The organism is Engelhardtia mirabilis, assembly GCF_007748095.1.
Taxonomy (GTDB): domain Bacteria; phylum Planctomycetota; class UBA1135; order UBA1135.
This window is the reverse complement of sequence record NZ_CP036287.1, coordinates 2,538,799-2,555,235: the sequence shown is the minus strand read 5'-3', so window position 1 is coordinate 2,555,235 and position 16,437 is coordinate 2,538,799. Positions and strand designations below refer to the sequence as shown.

General features: G+C 70.4%; 12 protein-coding genes. 9 read left to right on the top strand and 3 right to left on the bottom strand.

What is annotated here, in order from left to right; translation table 11 throughout:
- Positions 1-106 precede the first annotated feature (106 nt).
- Positions 107-1,498, bottom strand: coding sequence for a hypothetical protein (locus Pla133_RS09360; protein WP_145064650.1), 1,392 nt, complete (start codon positions 1,496-1,498; stop codon positions 107-109).
- 258 nt (positions 1,499-1,756) lie between these two features.
- On the opposite strand from Pla133_RS09360, the gene Pla133_RS09355 reads away from it, so the two are divergent.
- Positions 1,757-3,001, top strand: a complete 1,245-nt coding sequence (locus Pla133_RS09355; RefSeq protein ID WP_145064649.1) for a hypothetical protein — start codon at positions 1,757-1,759, stop codon at positions 2,999-3,001.
- 95 nt (positions 3,002-3,096) lie between these two features.
- Here the strand turns inward: Pla133_RS09355 and Pla133_RS09350 are convergent, their stop codons facing one another.
- Positions 3,097-3,891, bottom strand: a complete 795-nt coding sequence (locus Pla133_RS09350; RefSeq protein WP_145064648.1) for an SDR family NAD(P)-dependent oxidoreductase — start codon at positions 3,889-3,891, stop codon at positions 3,097-3,099.
- A 286-nt stretch (positions 3,892-4,177) separates the two neighbouring features.
- Between Pla133_RS09350 and Pla133_RS09345 the strand changes: the two genes are divergently transcribed.
- Both Pla133_RS09345 and Pla133_RS09340 read left to right on the top strand, forming a co-directional pair.
- Positions 4,178-6,709 (top strand): bifunctional serine/threonine-protein kinase/formylglycine-generating enzyme family protein, encoded by a 2,532-nt coding sequence (locus Pla133_RS09345; RefSeq protein WP_145064647.1) that lies wholly within the window; start codon positions 4,178-4,180, stop codon positions 6,707-6,709.
- A gap of 85 nt (positions 6,710-6,794) precedes the next feature.
- Positions 6,795-7,391 carry a sigma-70 family RNA polymerase sigma factor gene (locus tag Pla133_RS09340; protein ID WP_145064646.1) on the top strand — a complete coding sequence of 199 codons (597 nt, stop codon included), beginning with the start codon at positions 6,795-6,797 and terminating at the stop codon, positions 7,389-7,391.
- A 13-nt stretch (positions 7,392-7,404) separates the two neighbouring features.
- Here the strand turns inward: Pla133_RS09340 and trxB are convergent, their stop codons facing one another.
- The gene (trxB, locus tag Pla133_RS09335; protein ID WP_145064645.1) at positions 7,405-8,361 is read right to left on the bottom strand and encodes a thioredoxin-disulfide reductase; all 957 of its coding nucleotides are present in this window, start codon (positions 8,359-8,361) and stop codon (positions 7,405-7,407) included.
- Positions 8,362-8,508: 147 nt separating this feature from the next.
- Here trxB and Pla133_RS09330 point away from each other — a divergent pair, with 147 nt between their 5' ends.
- The 6 genes from Pla133_RS09330 (at position 8,509) to Pla133_RS09305 (ending at position 16,354) form a co-directional block, all read left to right on the top strand.
- Positions 8,509-9,552 (top strand): inositol monophosphatase family protein, encoded by a 1,044-nt coding sequence (locus tag Pla133_RS09330; RefSeq protein WP_145064644.1) that lies wholly within the window; start codon positions 8,509-8,511, stop codon positions 9,550-9,552.
- A gap of 126 nt (positions 9,553-9,678) precedes the next feature.
- The gene (gene mddA / locus Pla133_RS09325) at positions 9,679-10,443 is read left to right on the top strand and encodes a methanethiol S-methyltransferase (protein ID WP_419192289.1); all 765 of its coding nucleotides are present in this window, start codon (positions 9,679-9,681) and stop codon (positions 10,441-10,443) included.
- A 153-nt stretch (positions 10,444-10,596) separates the two neighbouring features.
- Positions 10,597-11,784, top strand: coding sequence for a DUF819 family protein (locus Pla133_RS09320; protein WP_145064643.1), 1,188 nt, complete (start codon positions 10,597-10,599; stop codon positions 11,782-11,784).
- A 12-nt stretch (positions 11,785-11,796) separates the two neighbouring features.
- Positions 11,797-13,893 carry an alkaline phosphatase D family protein gene (locus Pla133_RS09315; protein ID WP_145064642.1) on the top strand — a complete coding sequence of 699 codons (2,097 nt, stop codon included), beginning with the start codon at positions 11,797-11,799 and terminating at the stop codon, positions 13,891-13,893.
- Positions 13,894-13,988: 95 nt separating this feature from the next.
- On the top strand, positions 13,989-14,414 hold the full coding sequence (locus tag Pla133_RS09310) for a DoxX family protein (RefSeq protein ID WP_145064641.1): 426 nt from the start codon (positions 13,989-13,991) through the stop codon (positions 14,412-14,414).
- Positions 14,415-14,977: 563 nt separating this feature from the next.
- Entirely contained in the window at positions 14,978-16,354 is a 1,377-nt protein-coding gene (locus tag Pla133_RS09305; protein ID WP_419195438.1) for an HNH endonuclease, read from the top strand.
- The last annotated feature ends 83 nt before the right edge of the window (positions 16,355-16,437 follow it).

The window sequence follows — 16,437 nt, the reverse complement described above, 5'->3', positions numbered from 1 at the left end:
GAAGCCGGCCCGACCCGCGACGGTGAAACCGAAGCGCGCCGGGCCAGCCGGGGGGGGAACCGTTGGCGGCGGGGTGGCGATCACTCGCCGTCCGCGCCGCTCGAGTTCAGGGGATCAGGTTCAGCGACTGGGTGTTGCTGGCCGCGCTGACCCCGAAGAGGGTGCTGTCGATGACGGCGTAGGCGTGGTCGACGCTGAGGCCGGCGAGGCTCGCGTCGGAGCCGGCCGGGAGGGTGATCGACGCGCTGGCCTTGCCCGTGGCATCGAGGAAGCCGAAGGAGTTCGCGATCAACGTGTTGGCGTTGTTGAGCGTGAACAGGAAGTAGGAGTCGAGGTTGAGCGGGATGTTGATCCCGTCGACCACCACGCCGGGCGCGGAGCCGCTGGCGCTACCGAGCACGTAGTAGAGGTCGCCAGCCTTGTCCGGACCCGCGAGCACGTCGAGGTTCTGGGTTCCGCCGAGGCTCAGGGAGATGTCGGCCGTGTCGCGCAGCAGGAAGGCGTCCGGCAGACGCAGGATGAACGCGTCGCTGGGGAACGGCGCGAAGGTCTGCAGGCCACCGACGACGGTCAGGCCGTCGGCGGAGACCGCGGAGGCGACCGACATGGTCGCGCCCACGGGGAGGGTCGCGCCGAGACCTTCAGCGAGGTCGGCGAGGGCGATCGAGCCCACGTCCGCGCGGTAGTAGATCGCCGCCGGCGCGGCGAAGGGACCCGCACCGCCGCCCTGGCCGACGAAGACCTGTCCGGCCGCATCGCAGTCGTAGAGGATCGAGCTGCCCGCCGCGACGCCCGCCGGGGTCGGGATGTACTCGGCCGGCTGGCCGATCCGCATGATCGCGGCCTGGAAGCTCTCCTGACCGGCGAAGACGGTGCCGTCGGCCGAGATGGCGCGCACTTCGCCGTCGGCGCCGACGATCGTCGGGGGCATGGACAGGTCGGTCCAGACGGCGGGCTGGTTGCTCGAGCCGTTGATGCGGTCCCAGCCACCCACGGTGCTGCCGAAGAAGTCGACGCAGTTGGCGCGGTAGCTGCCGCTGCCGGCGCCGGTCAGGGCGACGAGGCCCGAGGGCTGGGTCCAGTAGAAGGCGCGCGCGGTGCAGCCGTCCCAGGCCAGGCCGACGACGGTGCCGCCGTCCGCGCTAATGTCGTAGGCCGACGACTTGTTCGCGTCGCAGTTGCCGCTGACGCTGCCCAGGGCCGTCCAGGTGGCGCCGTCCCAGTAGCCGGCGTTGTTGAAGGCGAGGCCGTCGACGACTTGACCCGCGAGCCTGACGCCAGCGGCATCGATGGCGACCAGGCCATTGGTGCCGGCGACCGGCACGAAGCCGCCCGACTCGGTCCAGGTGTTGGTGCCGATGACGACGACCGAGCCGTCGAGGCTGACGTCGATCGCGCCGCCGTTGCCGAGGGCTTGGACCAGTTCGGCCTGTGCCAGGGCGGCCGGGGCCAGCATCGAGCCGGCGAAGAGCGCGGCGAGGGGAGTGAGCTTCTGCATGTTCCGAGGGTCCAGCGGTTGGGGTAGCGAGGTTCAGTGCGACCCGCACCGGGCGGGTCGGAGGTCCCGAGTCGCCTTCGGCCGACGACTGGTTGGGACGCTTGTGCGGGGGTCTCTCGGCGGGAGCGGGGACCTGGTGGGGTCGAGCGCGGTCGCCGTGGGAGGTTGTACCGCGTTCGCGGACACTTCACTGCAACTTTCCCCCGGTAATATCGCGGGAGATGCTCCGATTCCCCCCCGCTGGTCTACACTTCCCCCATGGAGCTCGTCCCCCAAGCCGCCGCGCCGCCCCACCCGGGCGCCTTCGCCGATGAATTCGGTGTCGCTGTCCAGTCGCTGCGCCAGGCCGTCGACCGGCTCCTGCGGTCCCTGGACGCCGATCCGAGCCGCCCCCAGGACCTCAGTCGCCGCTTCGGGCTCAACAAGAACCTGACCTGGAAGCTGTCGCGCCTGATCGCCTCCTCGGATCCGGCCGCCGCCCTGCGATTCGTCCCGGGCAACAGTGGGCTCAAGATCGTCCGGGACACCCTGGGGAGCATGGCCGGCGCCGAGCGGGACGCCGAGTTGGCCGCCGCCATCGAGCGCTTCGACGCCATGGTCAACCGCCACGCGGGGGACCGCTCCTCGCTCGAGATGCTGGTCCAGGGCCTGGCCCACGAGCGCCTGGAGCCCGAGACCCTCGAGGCCGCCCGGCGCCTGGCCTTCCAGGGCAACAGCGCCATCTGGGGCGTCCAGGCTCGGGTGCAACTGTCGGCGACCGTGCTCTACCCGAGTGCCTCGAAGCCCGGCTGGGTCGACACCCTCGACATCGGCGGCCTGCTCGACTTCCGCCGGATCCGACCGGAGGTGCGCTGGCAGCTCTTCGGACGCCAGTCCTACGACCTCGATGCCGGCCTCCCGAAGCCGTCGGAGTCCGAGCCGATCGTGCCGCCCGCCGGCGGTCCGGGCGGCGCACCGTTGTTGCCCCAGTTCTGCACGTCGCCCCTCCCCCGCGTGGACGCGGAGCCCACCTCCGACCAGGTTCGCTACGTGCTGCCCGGCGGGCCGATCGGAAACACCGCACAACTCACCTGCGTCTACGCAACCGTGACGCGGGAGATCGGCCCGGCCACCGTCGACACGGATGACGGCTGGAGCGAGATCGGGACCAACCTGATCACACCGGTCGAACACGTGCAGCTCGACGTGCTCGTGCACGAAGACCTGCAACTGCCGCCCTTCCCCGAGGTGCGGCTCTTGGGTCGCATGGACGGGCACTCACCCTTCGCCGCCGGTGAGCGCTCCGGTCGCAGCCTGCCCTTCGGCGAACGCGTGGTCGATCTAGGACGCGGATTGACGGGACTCGCCTCGGCCCAGGTGCCCGGATGCGCCGAAATCGTGGCGTACGCCCTGGAACAGGTCGGTTGGTCGTCGGAGAAGCTGCGCGGCTGGCGTTTCTCGATGCCCTTCCCGCCGATCCCGGCCATCGCGGCGATCGCCTTGCCGCTGCCGCAGCGGAAGTAGCCGCCGATCCGGACGGGGTTGCGTGAGCGGATCGGACCGCAGGGGGCTGCTCCCCGCGCGAGTTCGCCCGCACAGGCATGGCAGCCGAACCGCGGTCAGAGCATGAAGGCTCCGCCGTTCATGTCGAGCGCTTGACCCGTCACCCCGCGCGCGTCGGACGACAGGAGCCAGGCCACCATTCCGGCCACGTCCTCGGGTTCGGACATTCGCCCGAGCGGCACGTCGCGCATCGCCATGGCGTAGGCCTCTTCGTGGGTGCAGCCGACGGCGGCCGCGATGCCGTCGATGCCTTCCCGCGCCATGGCCGTGTCGACCCAGCCGGGGCAGACCGCGTTGACCTGCACCTCGTTCGCCGCGAGCTCCATGGCCAGGGCCCGCGCGAGCCCGGTCAGGGCCGTCTTCGACGCGCAATAGCCGGTGTAGCCGGCGACCCCGATGCGCCCCAGGATCGACGCGATCAGCACCAGGTGCCGCGCCCCGGGCCCCTCGGCCAGGTGGCGCTGGGCGGCGCGGCAGCAGGAGTAGGTCCCAGTCAGGTTGGTCGCGACCAGGTCGTCGAAGCGATCGTCGGGGCCCGGCTCGTTGGCGCCACCGATGCCCGCGTTGGCGACGAGCGCGTAGAGCGGCCCACGCTCCGCCGCCGCCGCCGCAAACGCCGCATCCACGGCGGCGCGATCACGAATGTCGAGCGCGGCCGTCCCCGGCAGGTGCCCGCCGGCGGTGAGGATCTGCTGGGCCACCTCGTCGAGGCGCTCCACGGTGCGCGCCGCCAGGGTCAGGCGCGCGCCCTCGGCTCCCAGCCGCAGGGCGATCGCGCGGCCGATGCCGGTACCGGCTCCGGTGACGAGGACGTGGCGGTCTGTGAGGCGGTGCCGGGCGGTTGCGGACATGGCTGGAGCGGTCTGTCAGGGTCGCTGGAGAGGGTCAGGGGCGCAGTCTAGACCGAGTCGCCCAGGGCTGCGAACGCGGGTGGCCGCGCCATCGATCCCGAACTTCGGCAACCGTTCGACCCAACGGGCCCTCGGCTGTGCCCGGCAACCCATCTCGCGGGCGCGACCGGCCAACGCGCCGACTCACAGAGCACCGCCAAGGGGCGATCGGGGGCCGCCAGCAACCGGTTGGACCGCTCCGGATTGGATCCCGGCGGCCCATGCGCGCTAGCCTCACGGCGCTCTCATGGCGCCCTCGGAATCCGATCTCGGCTTGGTGGAGCAGTTCGCTCGCCTCGCGCCGCTCAGCATGAAAGAGCGCGAGGTGCACTTCGCCCGGCTCCGTTCCGCGGTCCCCGCGATCGTCGACGAGCTGCGCGAGCTGCTTGATCACCACGACCAGGCGGCCGGCTTCCTCGAGGACTCGCCCGAGCGCATGGCCCCCGGTCCACCGCCGGCGCGGCCCCACTCCATCGGCGGCTTCCGCATCCTCGACGAGCTCGGTTGGGGCGGCATGGGCGTGGTCTACCTGGCCGAGCAGGAGCGTCCCCGGCGCACCGTAGCGCTCAAGGTCCTGCGCTGGGATCGCTACGCGCCCCTGGCCGTCAAGCGCTTCGAGCGCGAAGCCGAGATCCTCGGGCGACTCCAACACGACAACCTGGCGCGCATCTACGCGGCAGGCGTCGACTCGATTGCCGGCGTCGACGTGCCCTGGTTCGCGATGGAGCGCATCGAAGGTGTGCCCATCGACAGGGCCTGCGTGGGCTGGACCTGGGAGCGCGTGGTCGAGACCCTGGCCGATGTGGCCGACGGCATTCAAGTCGCGCACGCCGCGGGGATCATCCACCGCGACCTCAAGGCCAGCAACGTGCTGGTCACCAGCGAGGGCCGTGCGGTGGTGCTCGACTTCGGCATCGCCGCGATCACGGGCACCGACCGCTCGACCCTCTTGACCTTCAGCGGGCAGATCGTCGGCACCCTGGCGACCATGAGCCCCGAGCAGGCCGAGGGTCGCGTGGAGCTGGTCGACGAGCGCAGCGACGTCTATGCGCTGGGCGTGATGCTGTTCGAGTTGCTGGTGGGTCACTCCCCCATCGACCTGTCGGGGCTCGACCCGGCCTCGGCCATCGCGCGCATTTCGCGCACCGCGCCGCGGCGGCTGCGGCGCGTGCGCCCGGACCTGCCGCGCGACCTCGAGGTGCTGGCCAGCGCTGCCCTGGCCAAGGATCCGGAGCTGCGCCCACGCACGGCGGGCGAGTTCGCGGACGACCTGCGACGCACGGTTGCACGCCTTCCGGTGCGCGCCCGCCGCGCGACGGGCTTCCACCGACTGCAGTCCCTAGTGCGCCGCAACCGCGGTCTGTTTGCCGGACTGGTGGCGACGTTCGTGCTGCTCTCGATCGCCCTGGGTGTGACCCTCGGCTCGCTCGGCAAGGTCAGCGCCCTCAACCGCTCCATCGATCACAACGCAGCCTTGGACCGTGCGCGGGTGCTCGAGGAGCAGGCTCGCAGCCTGTGGCCCGCCGACCCGAGTCGGCTCGGGGACTTGGACGCTTGGCTCGACGAGGCGGACCGCTTGGCCCAGCGGTTGCAGCCTCAGCTTTCGACCACGCGGTGGCGGGACCGGCCCGTGGGCGAGTTCCCCCCGCGCGACCGTGAGCCCGAGGAGGTCGCAACCGATCTGTTCGATCCTGCCCGCGAGCACGGGGGCTACTACGACGTGCTCAATCGACGCGGCCACGCCGCCGCGCGAGACGCGGCGACCGTCGGCGCGCTCGGCGAGGAGTGGATGGCCACGATCGAGCGCATCGCGCAGGCGCCGACCTACGGCGGATTGGTGATCGAACCCCAGCCTGGCTTGATTCCTCTGGGACCGGATCCCCACTCAGGCTTGGAGGAGTTCGCCGTGTGGGGCCGCGCGGGCGAGATTCCCGAACGCGCCGGGCCCGACGACAGGATTCAATGCACGTCGCAGACAACGGTGGTCCTGGTGCTGGTGCCCGGTGGCAGCTTCTGGTTCGGACGCCAAGCGCAGGATCCCGACGGTCCGAACTACGATCCCGAGGCGCTGCCCCACGAGTGGTTGGGTGACCGCTCGCACCTGACCCTGGCGCCCTTCCTCATCTCGAAGTTCGAAACGACTCAGGGACAGTTCGAGCGCGTGATGGGCTTCAACACGAGCTACTGGCGTCCAGGCGAGGGGCACCTCGACTACGTCGTGACGGCGCGGCACCCGGTCGAAACCGTGCGCCACGGCGAGGCCGTGCTCTTCGGCAAGCACATCGGCCTCGACCTGCCCACAGAGGCGCAGTTCGAGTTCGCCAATCGCGCGGGGACCGACACGATCTATTGGTTCGGCGATCGCCTCGAAGCGGGTCGCGACCTGGTCGTCGACACCTCGCTCAGCGGACCGGTGGACTTCGTGGACGGGGATCACACCGGCCACTGGCCGGTCCTCAGTTTGCACGCGCCGGTGGGGATCTACGCCGCCAACGCCTTCGGCCTGCACGACACGGTGGGCAACGTCGGCGAGTGGTGCCGCGAGGAGTACTGGGGCTATCGCGAGAGGGGTGAGTTCAACCCCGCAACGGGCGAGTACCGACACCCCGACCCCGAGGACACCTACGGGCCCCACTACCCGGTGCGTCACAAGGGCCAGGCCAGGTCCGCCGGCCGCTCGGGCGCGCGCAACGAGATGTTTGGCCTCGAGACCAACCGCGATCTCGGGTTCAGGACGGTCCGGGCCTTGTCAGGCGCTTGGCAAGTCGGCGACAGGTAGCGGGGACAGCCGGAGCGGCGCGCCGCCCGACCCAGGGGGTGGGGACGGCGCGGATCCTGGGGCACAATCTGCGCCCGGAACCCCGATGTCCCCGCCCCCCCCGCCCGACATCGCAGACCCTCGCTATCAGGAGCTGCGCTATCTCGCCCGCCGCCTCCTGTCCTTCTCCCGCCGTCTCGACGACCCGGAGCCGACGGAGTTGGTGCACGAGTGTTTCCTGCGCCTCGCGCGTCATGACCGCTGGCTCGAATTGTCGGACAACGAGAAGCGCGCCTACGCGGCACGATCCCTCCGCAACACCCTGACCGACCTGCGCCGCGCGGCCTCTGCCGCCAAGCGCGGCGGCTACCAAGCGCGCCTGACCCTCGACGACCAGGAGGTCGCGGTCGACGACTCCCAGGCCATCGACCTGCTCGACCTGTCGGCGGCCCTCGAGGATCTGGCGCTCTGCTACCCCCACCACGCACACGTGGTGGAGCTGCGGTACTTCGGGGGCCTGGACCTCACGGCGGTATCCGAGCTGCTGTCCATCAGCCGACGCGCGGCCAGCCACGACTGGAACTTCGCGCGCGCCTGGCTCCACCGGCGGCTCTCGGACTCGTCCGGCGGCATGGCCCGGGAGCCGGAACCCGACGGTCCCGCTCCCGAGGGCCCGGTCGACCCCTTGGCGCCGCCGGCCTGAGCGGTCCGCGGCTCTACTCCTGGGTCTCGAGCCAGCGTTCGGCGTCGATCGCCGCCTGGCAGCCCATGCCCGCGGCGGTGATCGCCTGGCGGTAGACCTTGTCCGAGACGTCGCCCGCGGCGAACACACCTTCGATGTTCGTGCGCGTGCCGCCCTTCACGGTCACGTAGCCCAGCTCGTCGGTATCGAGCTGCCCCTCGAGGAAGCCCGTGTTGGGCTTGTGGCCGATGGCCAGGAACAGGCCGCCGCACTCGATCGTGCGCGTGTCGCCGCTCCGGGTGTCCTTCAGTCGCAGCCCGGTGACGCGCCCGGCCTCCACGTCGAGCACCTCGACCACCTCGGAGTTCCAGACGAACTCGATCTTGTCGTTGTGCTTGGCGCGGTCCTGCATGATCTTCGACGCGCGCAGCTCTTCGCGACGGTGGATCACGAGCACCTTGGACGCGAAGCGCGTCAGAAAGGTCGCCTCTTCCATGGCGGTGTCGCCGCCGCCGACCACGGCCACGACCTTGTTGCGGAAGAAGGCTCCGTCGCAGGTGGCGCAGGCGGACACGCCGCGGTTCCGCAGGGCCGTCTCCGACTCGAGGCCCAGCCACTTGGCGCTGGCGCCGGTGGAGATGATCACGGCCTTGGCGTGGTGCTCCTTGCCGTCGGTGGTCCACAGCTTCTTGACCGGCCCCTCGAGCTCGGCGCGGGCCACGTCGTAGGTCAGCACCTCGGTCCCGAAGCGCAGGGCCTGCTTGCGGAACAGGTCCATCATGTCCGGACCGGTGATGCCCTCGGGGAAGCCGGGGTAGTTCTCGACCTCGGTCGTCAGCATCAGCTGGCCGCCCGGGAGCAGATCGGGCGCTTCCGGCCGCGGCTCGCCCTCGAGCATCAGCGGCTCGAGGTTCGCGCGGGAGGCATAGATGGCCGCGGTGAAGCCGGCGGGGCCGGAGCCGACGATGATGACGTTGCGCAGATCGGTCATGGGGATGGGTCGTGGGCGGGCCCCGGGAGCGGGGCGACCGGCCACCGGGCCGCTGGGGCCTCGGTTCGGCCGAGGGGGGCGACTAGTCTAGTGTCCCGGATCGGGAGTTCCGAGGCGGGGCACCCGCTCCGGCGGACTCCTCCACCCATGAGCGATTCGACCCACGCCCCCCCCGCCTTCCGCGACACCTGGGAACCGCGCCTGCGTGCGCTCTGCGAGGAGCTGCGGGCCACCGTGCGAACCTCCCTGACCGGCGCCCTCGAGGCGGGAAGCCTCGACGCCCTCGGGCGGGCGGAGGGGATCGGCGCCGGTGACTTCGCCTTCGGCCTCGACGTGCCCACCGAGCGCCTGCTCGACGGTTGGCTCGAGCGCGTTGCAGCAAGGGCTCCCCTGTCGTTGATGACCGAGGACTCGGGTTGGCGCCACCGCGGCCCGGACGGGAGCGGTGGCGTGCGCGAGCTGCCCGACTTCGACCACGGCGGGCCACGCATCGCGATCGATCCGATCGACGGCACGCGCAACCTGATGCACGACCTGCGCAGCGCCTGGACCCTCGTCAGCTACTGCGACGCCGGTGCCGGGCCGCCGCGGCTGGGCGACGTTTGTGCGGGCATCGTCGCCGAGCTGCCCGATTCGCGCGGCGGGCGCTTCCGCGTCGTCAGCGCGGCCCGCGGCCAGGGTTGCCGCATCGAGGAGCGCGAAGTCGCGGACGGCCGGTTGCTCGGCGAGCGCAGGCTGACGGCGGACGACGACGACCGCGCCGACCACGGCTACTTCCCCTTCTTCCGCTACGCACCGGACCTGCGCGCGCCCATCGCGGCCCTCGAGTCGGCCTTCCTGCAGCGGCTCGAGACCCAGGAGCAGGCCCTGGTCGAGCACTGCTTCGACGACCAGTACATCTGCTCGGCAGGCCAACTCGTACTGACGATGCTCGGGCGCTATCGCATGGTCGTGGACGCGCGGCCGCTGGTGGCGGCTCGGCTGGGGCGCAGCACACGGCCTTCGAAGCCCTACGACCTGGCCGGGGCCGTGCTCTGCGCCCGCGAGGCCGGCTGCGTGGTCGAGGCCCCGGACGGCTCCGAGCTGGACTTCGAGCTCGACACGCTGACCCCGGTGGCCTTCGCGGCCTTCCACAACCCGGCCACGGCCCGGCGGCTCGCGCCCCACCTGCGGGCGGTGCTCGGGGTTTAGGAAGGGCCGCGGACGGCGCTCCGGCGAAATCGAGATTCCCTGGCAGGTGGCAGCGGCGATGCGCGCCACGGGAGGGTGACCCACACGGGTCCCCGAACATCCAGAACTCGATTCCCGGAGCCTGCCGTGATCGCCCGCATCGCCACCCTCGCCTACGGCCTGACCGCCTACACCCTGTTCTTCGGCACCTTCCTGTACCTGATCGCCTTCGTGGTCGGTCTGCCCCAGGTGCCCTTCACCCTCGACGGCGCTCCGGTCACCTCGACCGGCCTCGCGCTCGCCATCGACGTGGCCCTGGTGGCCCTGTTCGGCATCCAGCACGCGATCATGGCCCGCCCGGCCTTCAAGCGCCGCTGGACCAAGCTCGTGCCGGCCTCGATCGAGCGCTCGACCTTCATGGTCGCCACATGCGTCTGCCTGGCACTGATCTTCACCCAGTGGCGCGCGCTGCCCGGCACCGTCTGGAGCGTCGAGAACCAAGCCCTGGCCATCGGACTGTGGAGCCTGAACGGGCTCGGCTGGGGCATGGTCCTGCTGTCGACCTTCCTGATCGACCACTTCGACCTCTTCGGCCTGCGCCAGACCTGGCTCGCCTTCCGCGGCCGCCAGTACACCGCCCCGCGCTACGTGGAGCGCTCGCTCTACCGCGTCGTGCGCCACCCGCTCATGCTGGGCATGCTGATCGCTTTCTGGGCCACGCCGGTCATGTCCGTCAGCCACCTGATGTTCAGCCTGACCTTCACCGGCTACGTGCTGATCGGGACGCGGATCGAGGAGCGCACCCTGGTCGAGCTGCACGGCGAGGACTACCGCGACTACGCCCGCCGCGTTCCGGGCCTGGTGCCCTTCGCCAAGCCGCGCGGCGCGCGCAGCGTGCAGCCGGCGGCTTGAGCGTCCCCCTGCGGGGGACCGTCCAGCAGAAGAGGAGAGGAATCCCAGGGCCCGACGCGAACCGCTCGCGTCGGGCCCGCTTCGTGGCCGCGGAGCCGTGGGCCCCGTCCGACGACTTCGCGGTCGGCGGGTCGCCGCCTAGAATCGACGTCCATGCCGTCCTTCGAAGGAACCGTGCCCGTGCTCGCAGTTCTGTGTGGCGCGATCGTCCTCTCGGAGTGGTTGGTGCGCCGGACCTTCCTGCGCCACGTGGGCACCGCGCTGCTGGTGATCGTGGTCACGGCGGTCCTCGCCAACCTGCGGATCGTGCCGACCTACGGCAATGGCACGCCGCTCTACGACGCCCTCTTCGGAGAGGTCATCGCTCTGGCGATCTTCTGGCTGCTCCTGCGGGTCGAGCTGCGCCAGGTACTGAGGGCCGGGCCGGCCATGCTCGGGCTGTTCGCGGTGGGCTCGATCGGCATCGCCCTCGGCGTGACCGTGGCCATGTGGGCGGTCGGAGGCACCGCGACCTTCGGCGAGCACGGCGCGGGCCTGGGCGCCATGTTCGTCGGCACCTACACGGGCGGCAGCCTCAACTTCAACACCCTCGCCACCATCTACCGCGTGATGGACGACGGCGCCCTCTACGCCGGCGCGGCGGTGGTCGACAGCCTGATGACGACCGTCTGGATGGTGGTCGGAGTGCTGCTGCCGCGAATGCTCGGCGGGCGCGGCGGGAAGGTAGCCGAGGCCCTCGACACCGACGGCAGCTCAGGACCGGACCTCGGGCTCGACGACGACTCCGAGCAGTTGCATCCGATCGACCTGGGCCTCGCCCTCGGCCTGGGACTGGGGGCCCTGGCCGCGTCGCGCGCGATCTCGCTTCAGCTCGACGTCCGGGACATCGTCCACCTGCATCCCAACTTGATCTTGACCCTGATCGCCCTGCTACTGGCCCAGGTTCCGGCCATCGGTCGCATCAAGGGCACGCGCGTCCTGGGCATGTTCGCGGTCTACCTGTTCCTGGCCACCATCGGAGCCCTGTGCGACCTGAACGCCCTGGCTTCCCTCGGCGCGCTCGCTCCGCAGATGCTGCTGTTCGTCTCGATCACCCTGGCGGTGCACGGAGTGCTGGTCTTCGGCGCCGCACGCCTGTTCGGCATCGCGCCCGAGCTGGCCTCGGTCGCCAGTCAGGCGGGCGTCGGCGGCGGGTCCAGCGCCCTGGCCCTGGCGCGCAGCCTGGGGCGGTCCGACCTGGTCCTGCCGGCGATCCTGGTCGGCAGCCTCGGCACGGCGACCGGGACCTTCCTGGGGATGGTCGTCGGGAGCCATGTGCTGGGCGGCGCGACGGTCGGCTGATCCACTAGCACCATGCTGCAGCTCCTGCTCGTCACCCTCTGCGCGCTCCTCCCCCAGGGCGCCTCGATCGCCGAGAGCGTCGGTCACGAAGGACCGCGGCGCATCGCATTCGGCTCCTGCTATCGCCTGGAGGGTCCTGCCGAGGTCTGGTCGACCATCGCGGCAGCCGAGCCTGACCTCTTGGTGCTGCTGGGAGACAACGTCTACGCCGACAGCGACGATGCGAGCGAGCTGGCCGCGGCCTGGGCCCGGCTGGCGGCGATTGCGGTTTTCGCAGGGCTGCGCGAACGGGTGGAGCTCCTCGCCACGTGGGACGACCACGACTACGGGCGCGACGACGCCGGAGCCGAGTTCCCGATCAAGGCCCAGTCCCAAACGGCGCTCCTGGACTTCCTCGGCGTGGGCGACGACTCGCCACGCCGTGCGCGGGAGGGCGTCTACCACGCCCGGGTCTTCGGTCCTCCCGGCGAGCGAGTGCAGGTGATCGTGCTCGACACCCGTTACCACCGCACTTCCTTGACCCGCAATGAAGGCCCGCTGGAGGAATGGAAGTGGGCAGCGCCCTACCAGGCGGGCCCCGATGGCGAGGGAACGCTGCTGGGCGAGACCCAGTGGACCTGGCTGGAGCAGCAACTGCGCGAACCCGCCGAGCTGCGCCTGATCGGCTCCTCGATCCAGTTCGTCGCGCACGAGAGCGGTGGCGAGAACTGGGGCAACTTCCCCCACGAGCGCCGGCGCATGAATCGCCTCCTGGCCGCCACGGGGGCAAAGGGCGTGGTCTTCCTCTCCGGAGACCGGCACGCGGCCGAGCTCTCGGTGCTGCCCACGCAGCGCGACGGGCTCGACGCGGGCTATGCGCTGTTCGACGTCACCTCGAGCGCGCTCAACCAGTCGCGCACCTGGGCGCCCGAGCGCAACGGCCTGCGCCTGGGCGATCAGTGGTTCGGCCCGAACTTCGGCCTGGTCGAGATCGACTTCGACGCCGAGCGCCCCCACGTGGAGCTGTCCGTTCGAGACGCGGGCGACGGCGGCGTGCTGATGCGACGGCGCCTGTTCCTCGACGAGTTGAGCGCCCCGGCAATCGAGCCCGACGTCGTCGATCCGCGCGCCCTGTCGCGCATCGCCTTCGGCTCCTGCAACGACCAGCGCCGGCCCACGCCCCTGTGGGACCACGTCGTGGCCGCGAACCCGGACCTGTTCCTGTTCCTGGGCGACAACGTCTACGGCGACACCGTCGACATGAACCACCTGCGCGCCCAGTACGCCCTGCTCGCGGCGCAGCCCGGGTATGCGGCCCTGCGAGCCGGGACCCGGGTCCTGGCCACCTGGGACGACCACGACCTCGGACAGGACGACGGCGGCGCGAGCTATCCGCGCAAGCGCGACTCCAAGGAGATCATGTTCGCGCACTTCGACGTCCCGGCCGACTCCCCGCGGCGAGCGCGAGAGGGCGTCTACGGCTCGTGGACCTTCGGCCCGCCGGAGCGCTCGGTGCAGGTGATCCTGCTCGACCTGCGCACTTTCAAGTCGCCCTGGGTCAGACGCCACGAGGGTCCCGCCCGCGGCGACGGGCACCCCGGCGGCTACGCGCCGAACCTGGACCCCGGCGCCACCATGCTCGGCGAGGAGCAGTGGCATTGGTTCGAAGAGCAACTGCGGACCCCGGCGCGCGTGCGGCTGATCGGCACCAGCCTGCAGGCCCTCTCGGAGGGTTGCCACTGGGAGGGTTGGGCGATGATGCCCCTGGAGCGCCAACGCCTCCTCCACACGATCCGCGAAAGCGGCGCCGGTGGCGTGGTGCTGCTCTCGGGCGACACCCACTGGGCCGAACTGAGCCGCGTCGATCCCTGGGACTCCGGCGTCGGCTACCCCCTGTTCGAGTTGACCTCCAGCGGCATGAACCAGGGCTGGGAGTTCACCCAGATCGAGAACCCCCACCGCGTCGGCTCGCCGCTCTGGGTCGCCAACTGGGGGCTGGTCGAGATCGACTGGGAGCGCCCGGATCCCCTGGTGAGCTTGACCGCGACTGCCGAGGACGGCCGGCGCCTGCGCGAGGACGTTCCGTTGTCGACCCTTGCGCCGCCGCTCCGCCACGGTGGCGTCCGGTAGCCGGCGCGCGCGGCGACCCGGTGATGCGCGGCCACCCGGGGCGTACCCTGTCGACGCTGCGCTGGCGAGCGATGCTCCCCATCGGCCCCAACCCCATGTCCAAAGCCAACAAGAGCACCAAGCTCACCTCCGTCGTCCCGGCCATCGCCGGCGTCCTGCTCGGCCTCGCCTTCCTCGCGGCCGGCCTGACCTTCCTCCTGGACATGGTCCCGGAGCAACCCGACCCGCCCGAGGGCTCCCCCATGGCCCTGTTCATGGGCGCCATGGTCCCGACCGGCTACATGGCCTTCGTCAAGGTCTGCGAGGTCGCCGGCGGAGCGCTGGTGATGATCCCGCGCCTGCGCCGGCTGGGTCTGTTGATCCTGTGCCCGATCATCGTGAACATCGTCGCCTTCCATGTGTTCATCACCGGCGGCGAAGGCCTGATGGAGCCGATGTTCCTGGGCGTGGTCGGCCTGGCCGTGTTCTTGCTCCTGTGCGAATGGCGGGCATTCCTGGGCCTGGTTGCCCGTCGCCCCTGACAGCCTCGCCCGCTACTCGATTGGCACAAGAGCGCCCCTGCGAGCACTCGGCAGCCAGCGCTGCACCATTCCGTCCGCCCACGCCCGATCGAGACGCGCGACCTGAAGGCCTCCGCGTTCCGGGGAGGGCTCTGTCGGCTCCCACCGGTGATCCCGCTCGAAATCCGCGCTGCCACCAACAGGGCCAGACCATCTCAAGGGCGGTCGGGCGCTCGTTCCAGGCACCTTTCCGGTGGCCTTGGCCATCTCGAGGATCGATCCAACGAGGGCTTCTCCCAGGTGAGTGGGGCGTCCTCGCCGGTCGGTGGAGCGCTCCGCCCGGCCGCGCCCGTCAGTGGCGGCGAAAACCGCACTTTGACGGCAGTCTGACACTCGACGATCCGGTCCGGCCCGTGCGACGCTGTCCGACAGACGAAGCGCCGGCGACGGTGACCTACGGCAATGCCTTGGATCGACTTCGCGCGAGAACGGATCTGCCGAACATGCGATCGAGAAGCGATACCGACAATTCAGCGGGACCGAGGCCGATCAAGCGCCGCCTCAATGGAGCCGAGCGCCGCGAGGTGTTGAAGCGGGATGGCGGGCGATGCTTCGAGTGCCTGCGCGAGGCGCGCTTCAATGGCGAATCGGCCGCTCTGCCCGTCGACTTCCAGATCGAGGAGGCACACTTCTGCGCCTGGTCCCAGGGTGGCGCCACGGACCCGGAGAACGTCTTCATCCTGTGTCTCCCACACCACCGCGAATTCGATTGCACCGATGGCCGCGAACGCCTGCGCTTCGCCCTCGACGATGTTCGTGGTCGACCGGGCGAGGCCCTTCCCACGGCGGAGTACGAGCGCATCGCGATCGCTAGCGCGATCCACGCCGAGCCACGAGGCAACCTTCGCTCAGAGATCTGGCAACTGAAGGCTCGCTTTCCTGGAGGGCCGAGCCTGTTGGCCGAGGAGGCGGAGATCTTCCTGGCGCAGGGTAAGGCTGCCGAGGCGTGGCGAGCCGCTCGGGGGCTCCTCCGAGCAACGGACCAAGACGATGACATCGAACTCGCAGGAGCCTTCTCGATCGCCGCGCAGGCAGCCCAGATGTTCGGCGACATGAGCCTGGCCGTGGGGCTGACCGAGGAGAGCATCTGCTACGTGGACCGGGCTCCGCTCTCTCTTCGTTTCAAGACTCTGATTCGCACCAAGCGGACGACAGAGCTCGCGAACCACTTGATGACGTCTGGACGCGCATCCAAGGCCTTCGTCCGGATGGGGCAACTGGACGACCTGCGGGACGAACTGCGACTGATCGGAGTAGATGGTGAGCGAACGCTCGTCCACCTCGACGCCTTCATTCATCTACGCGATGTCGCTCGTTGGTCCAGCTACCCAAGAGGGCTCCGCCCCAGCGCGAGCTCCCTGGTCTCGAGATCCGAGTCCGTCGCCAATCGCGTCGAGGGACAGGGGGCCCTGCCCGAGGTTCGCCGAACACTCAATGTGGCCCATACCCTGTTCCAGCTCGGCTCCTTCGGCGAGTCGGCCGAGCGTCTGGAAGCGGGCGCTCTCGAGCTGATGGAAATCGGCGACGTTTGGAATGCGGCGCTCACCGGATTCCAAGCGGCAGAGTCCGTCTTGCGTTCGAGCGTCACCAGCGAAGTCGAGCGAGTCCAGCGAGCCCGAGGCTTGATCCAGACAGCGATACACGCTTCGAGCCGCGTCAAGAACGATGATGTCTACTGGCGCTACCTACTCGACGCCGGTCGTCGGCTAGGAATCCTCCGGACCCGCAGCGACGGGGGCACTCCACCGAGGTCAAGGGGCGCGCTACTCGACCGTCCCTACCGCCCCAAGAGCGCCGGACTGCGCCAAGCGACGCGCCAGCGGGAACAGATTCGCCTCATCCCGCGCCCGCACCGCCACTTCATGTCAGACCTGTCCGGTCTGCTCGAGCTCCCTGGATAGCGCGCCGACGACGCGTACTCGCTGCGATCCTCGGAGGAGGCGCTGGCGACGCCAGGGGCGATCGGAGCCCGGGAAGTGACGCC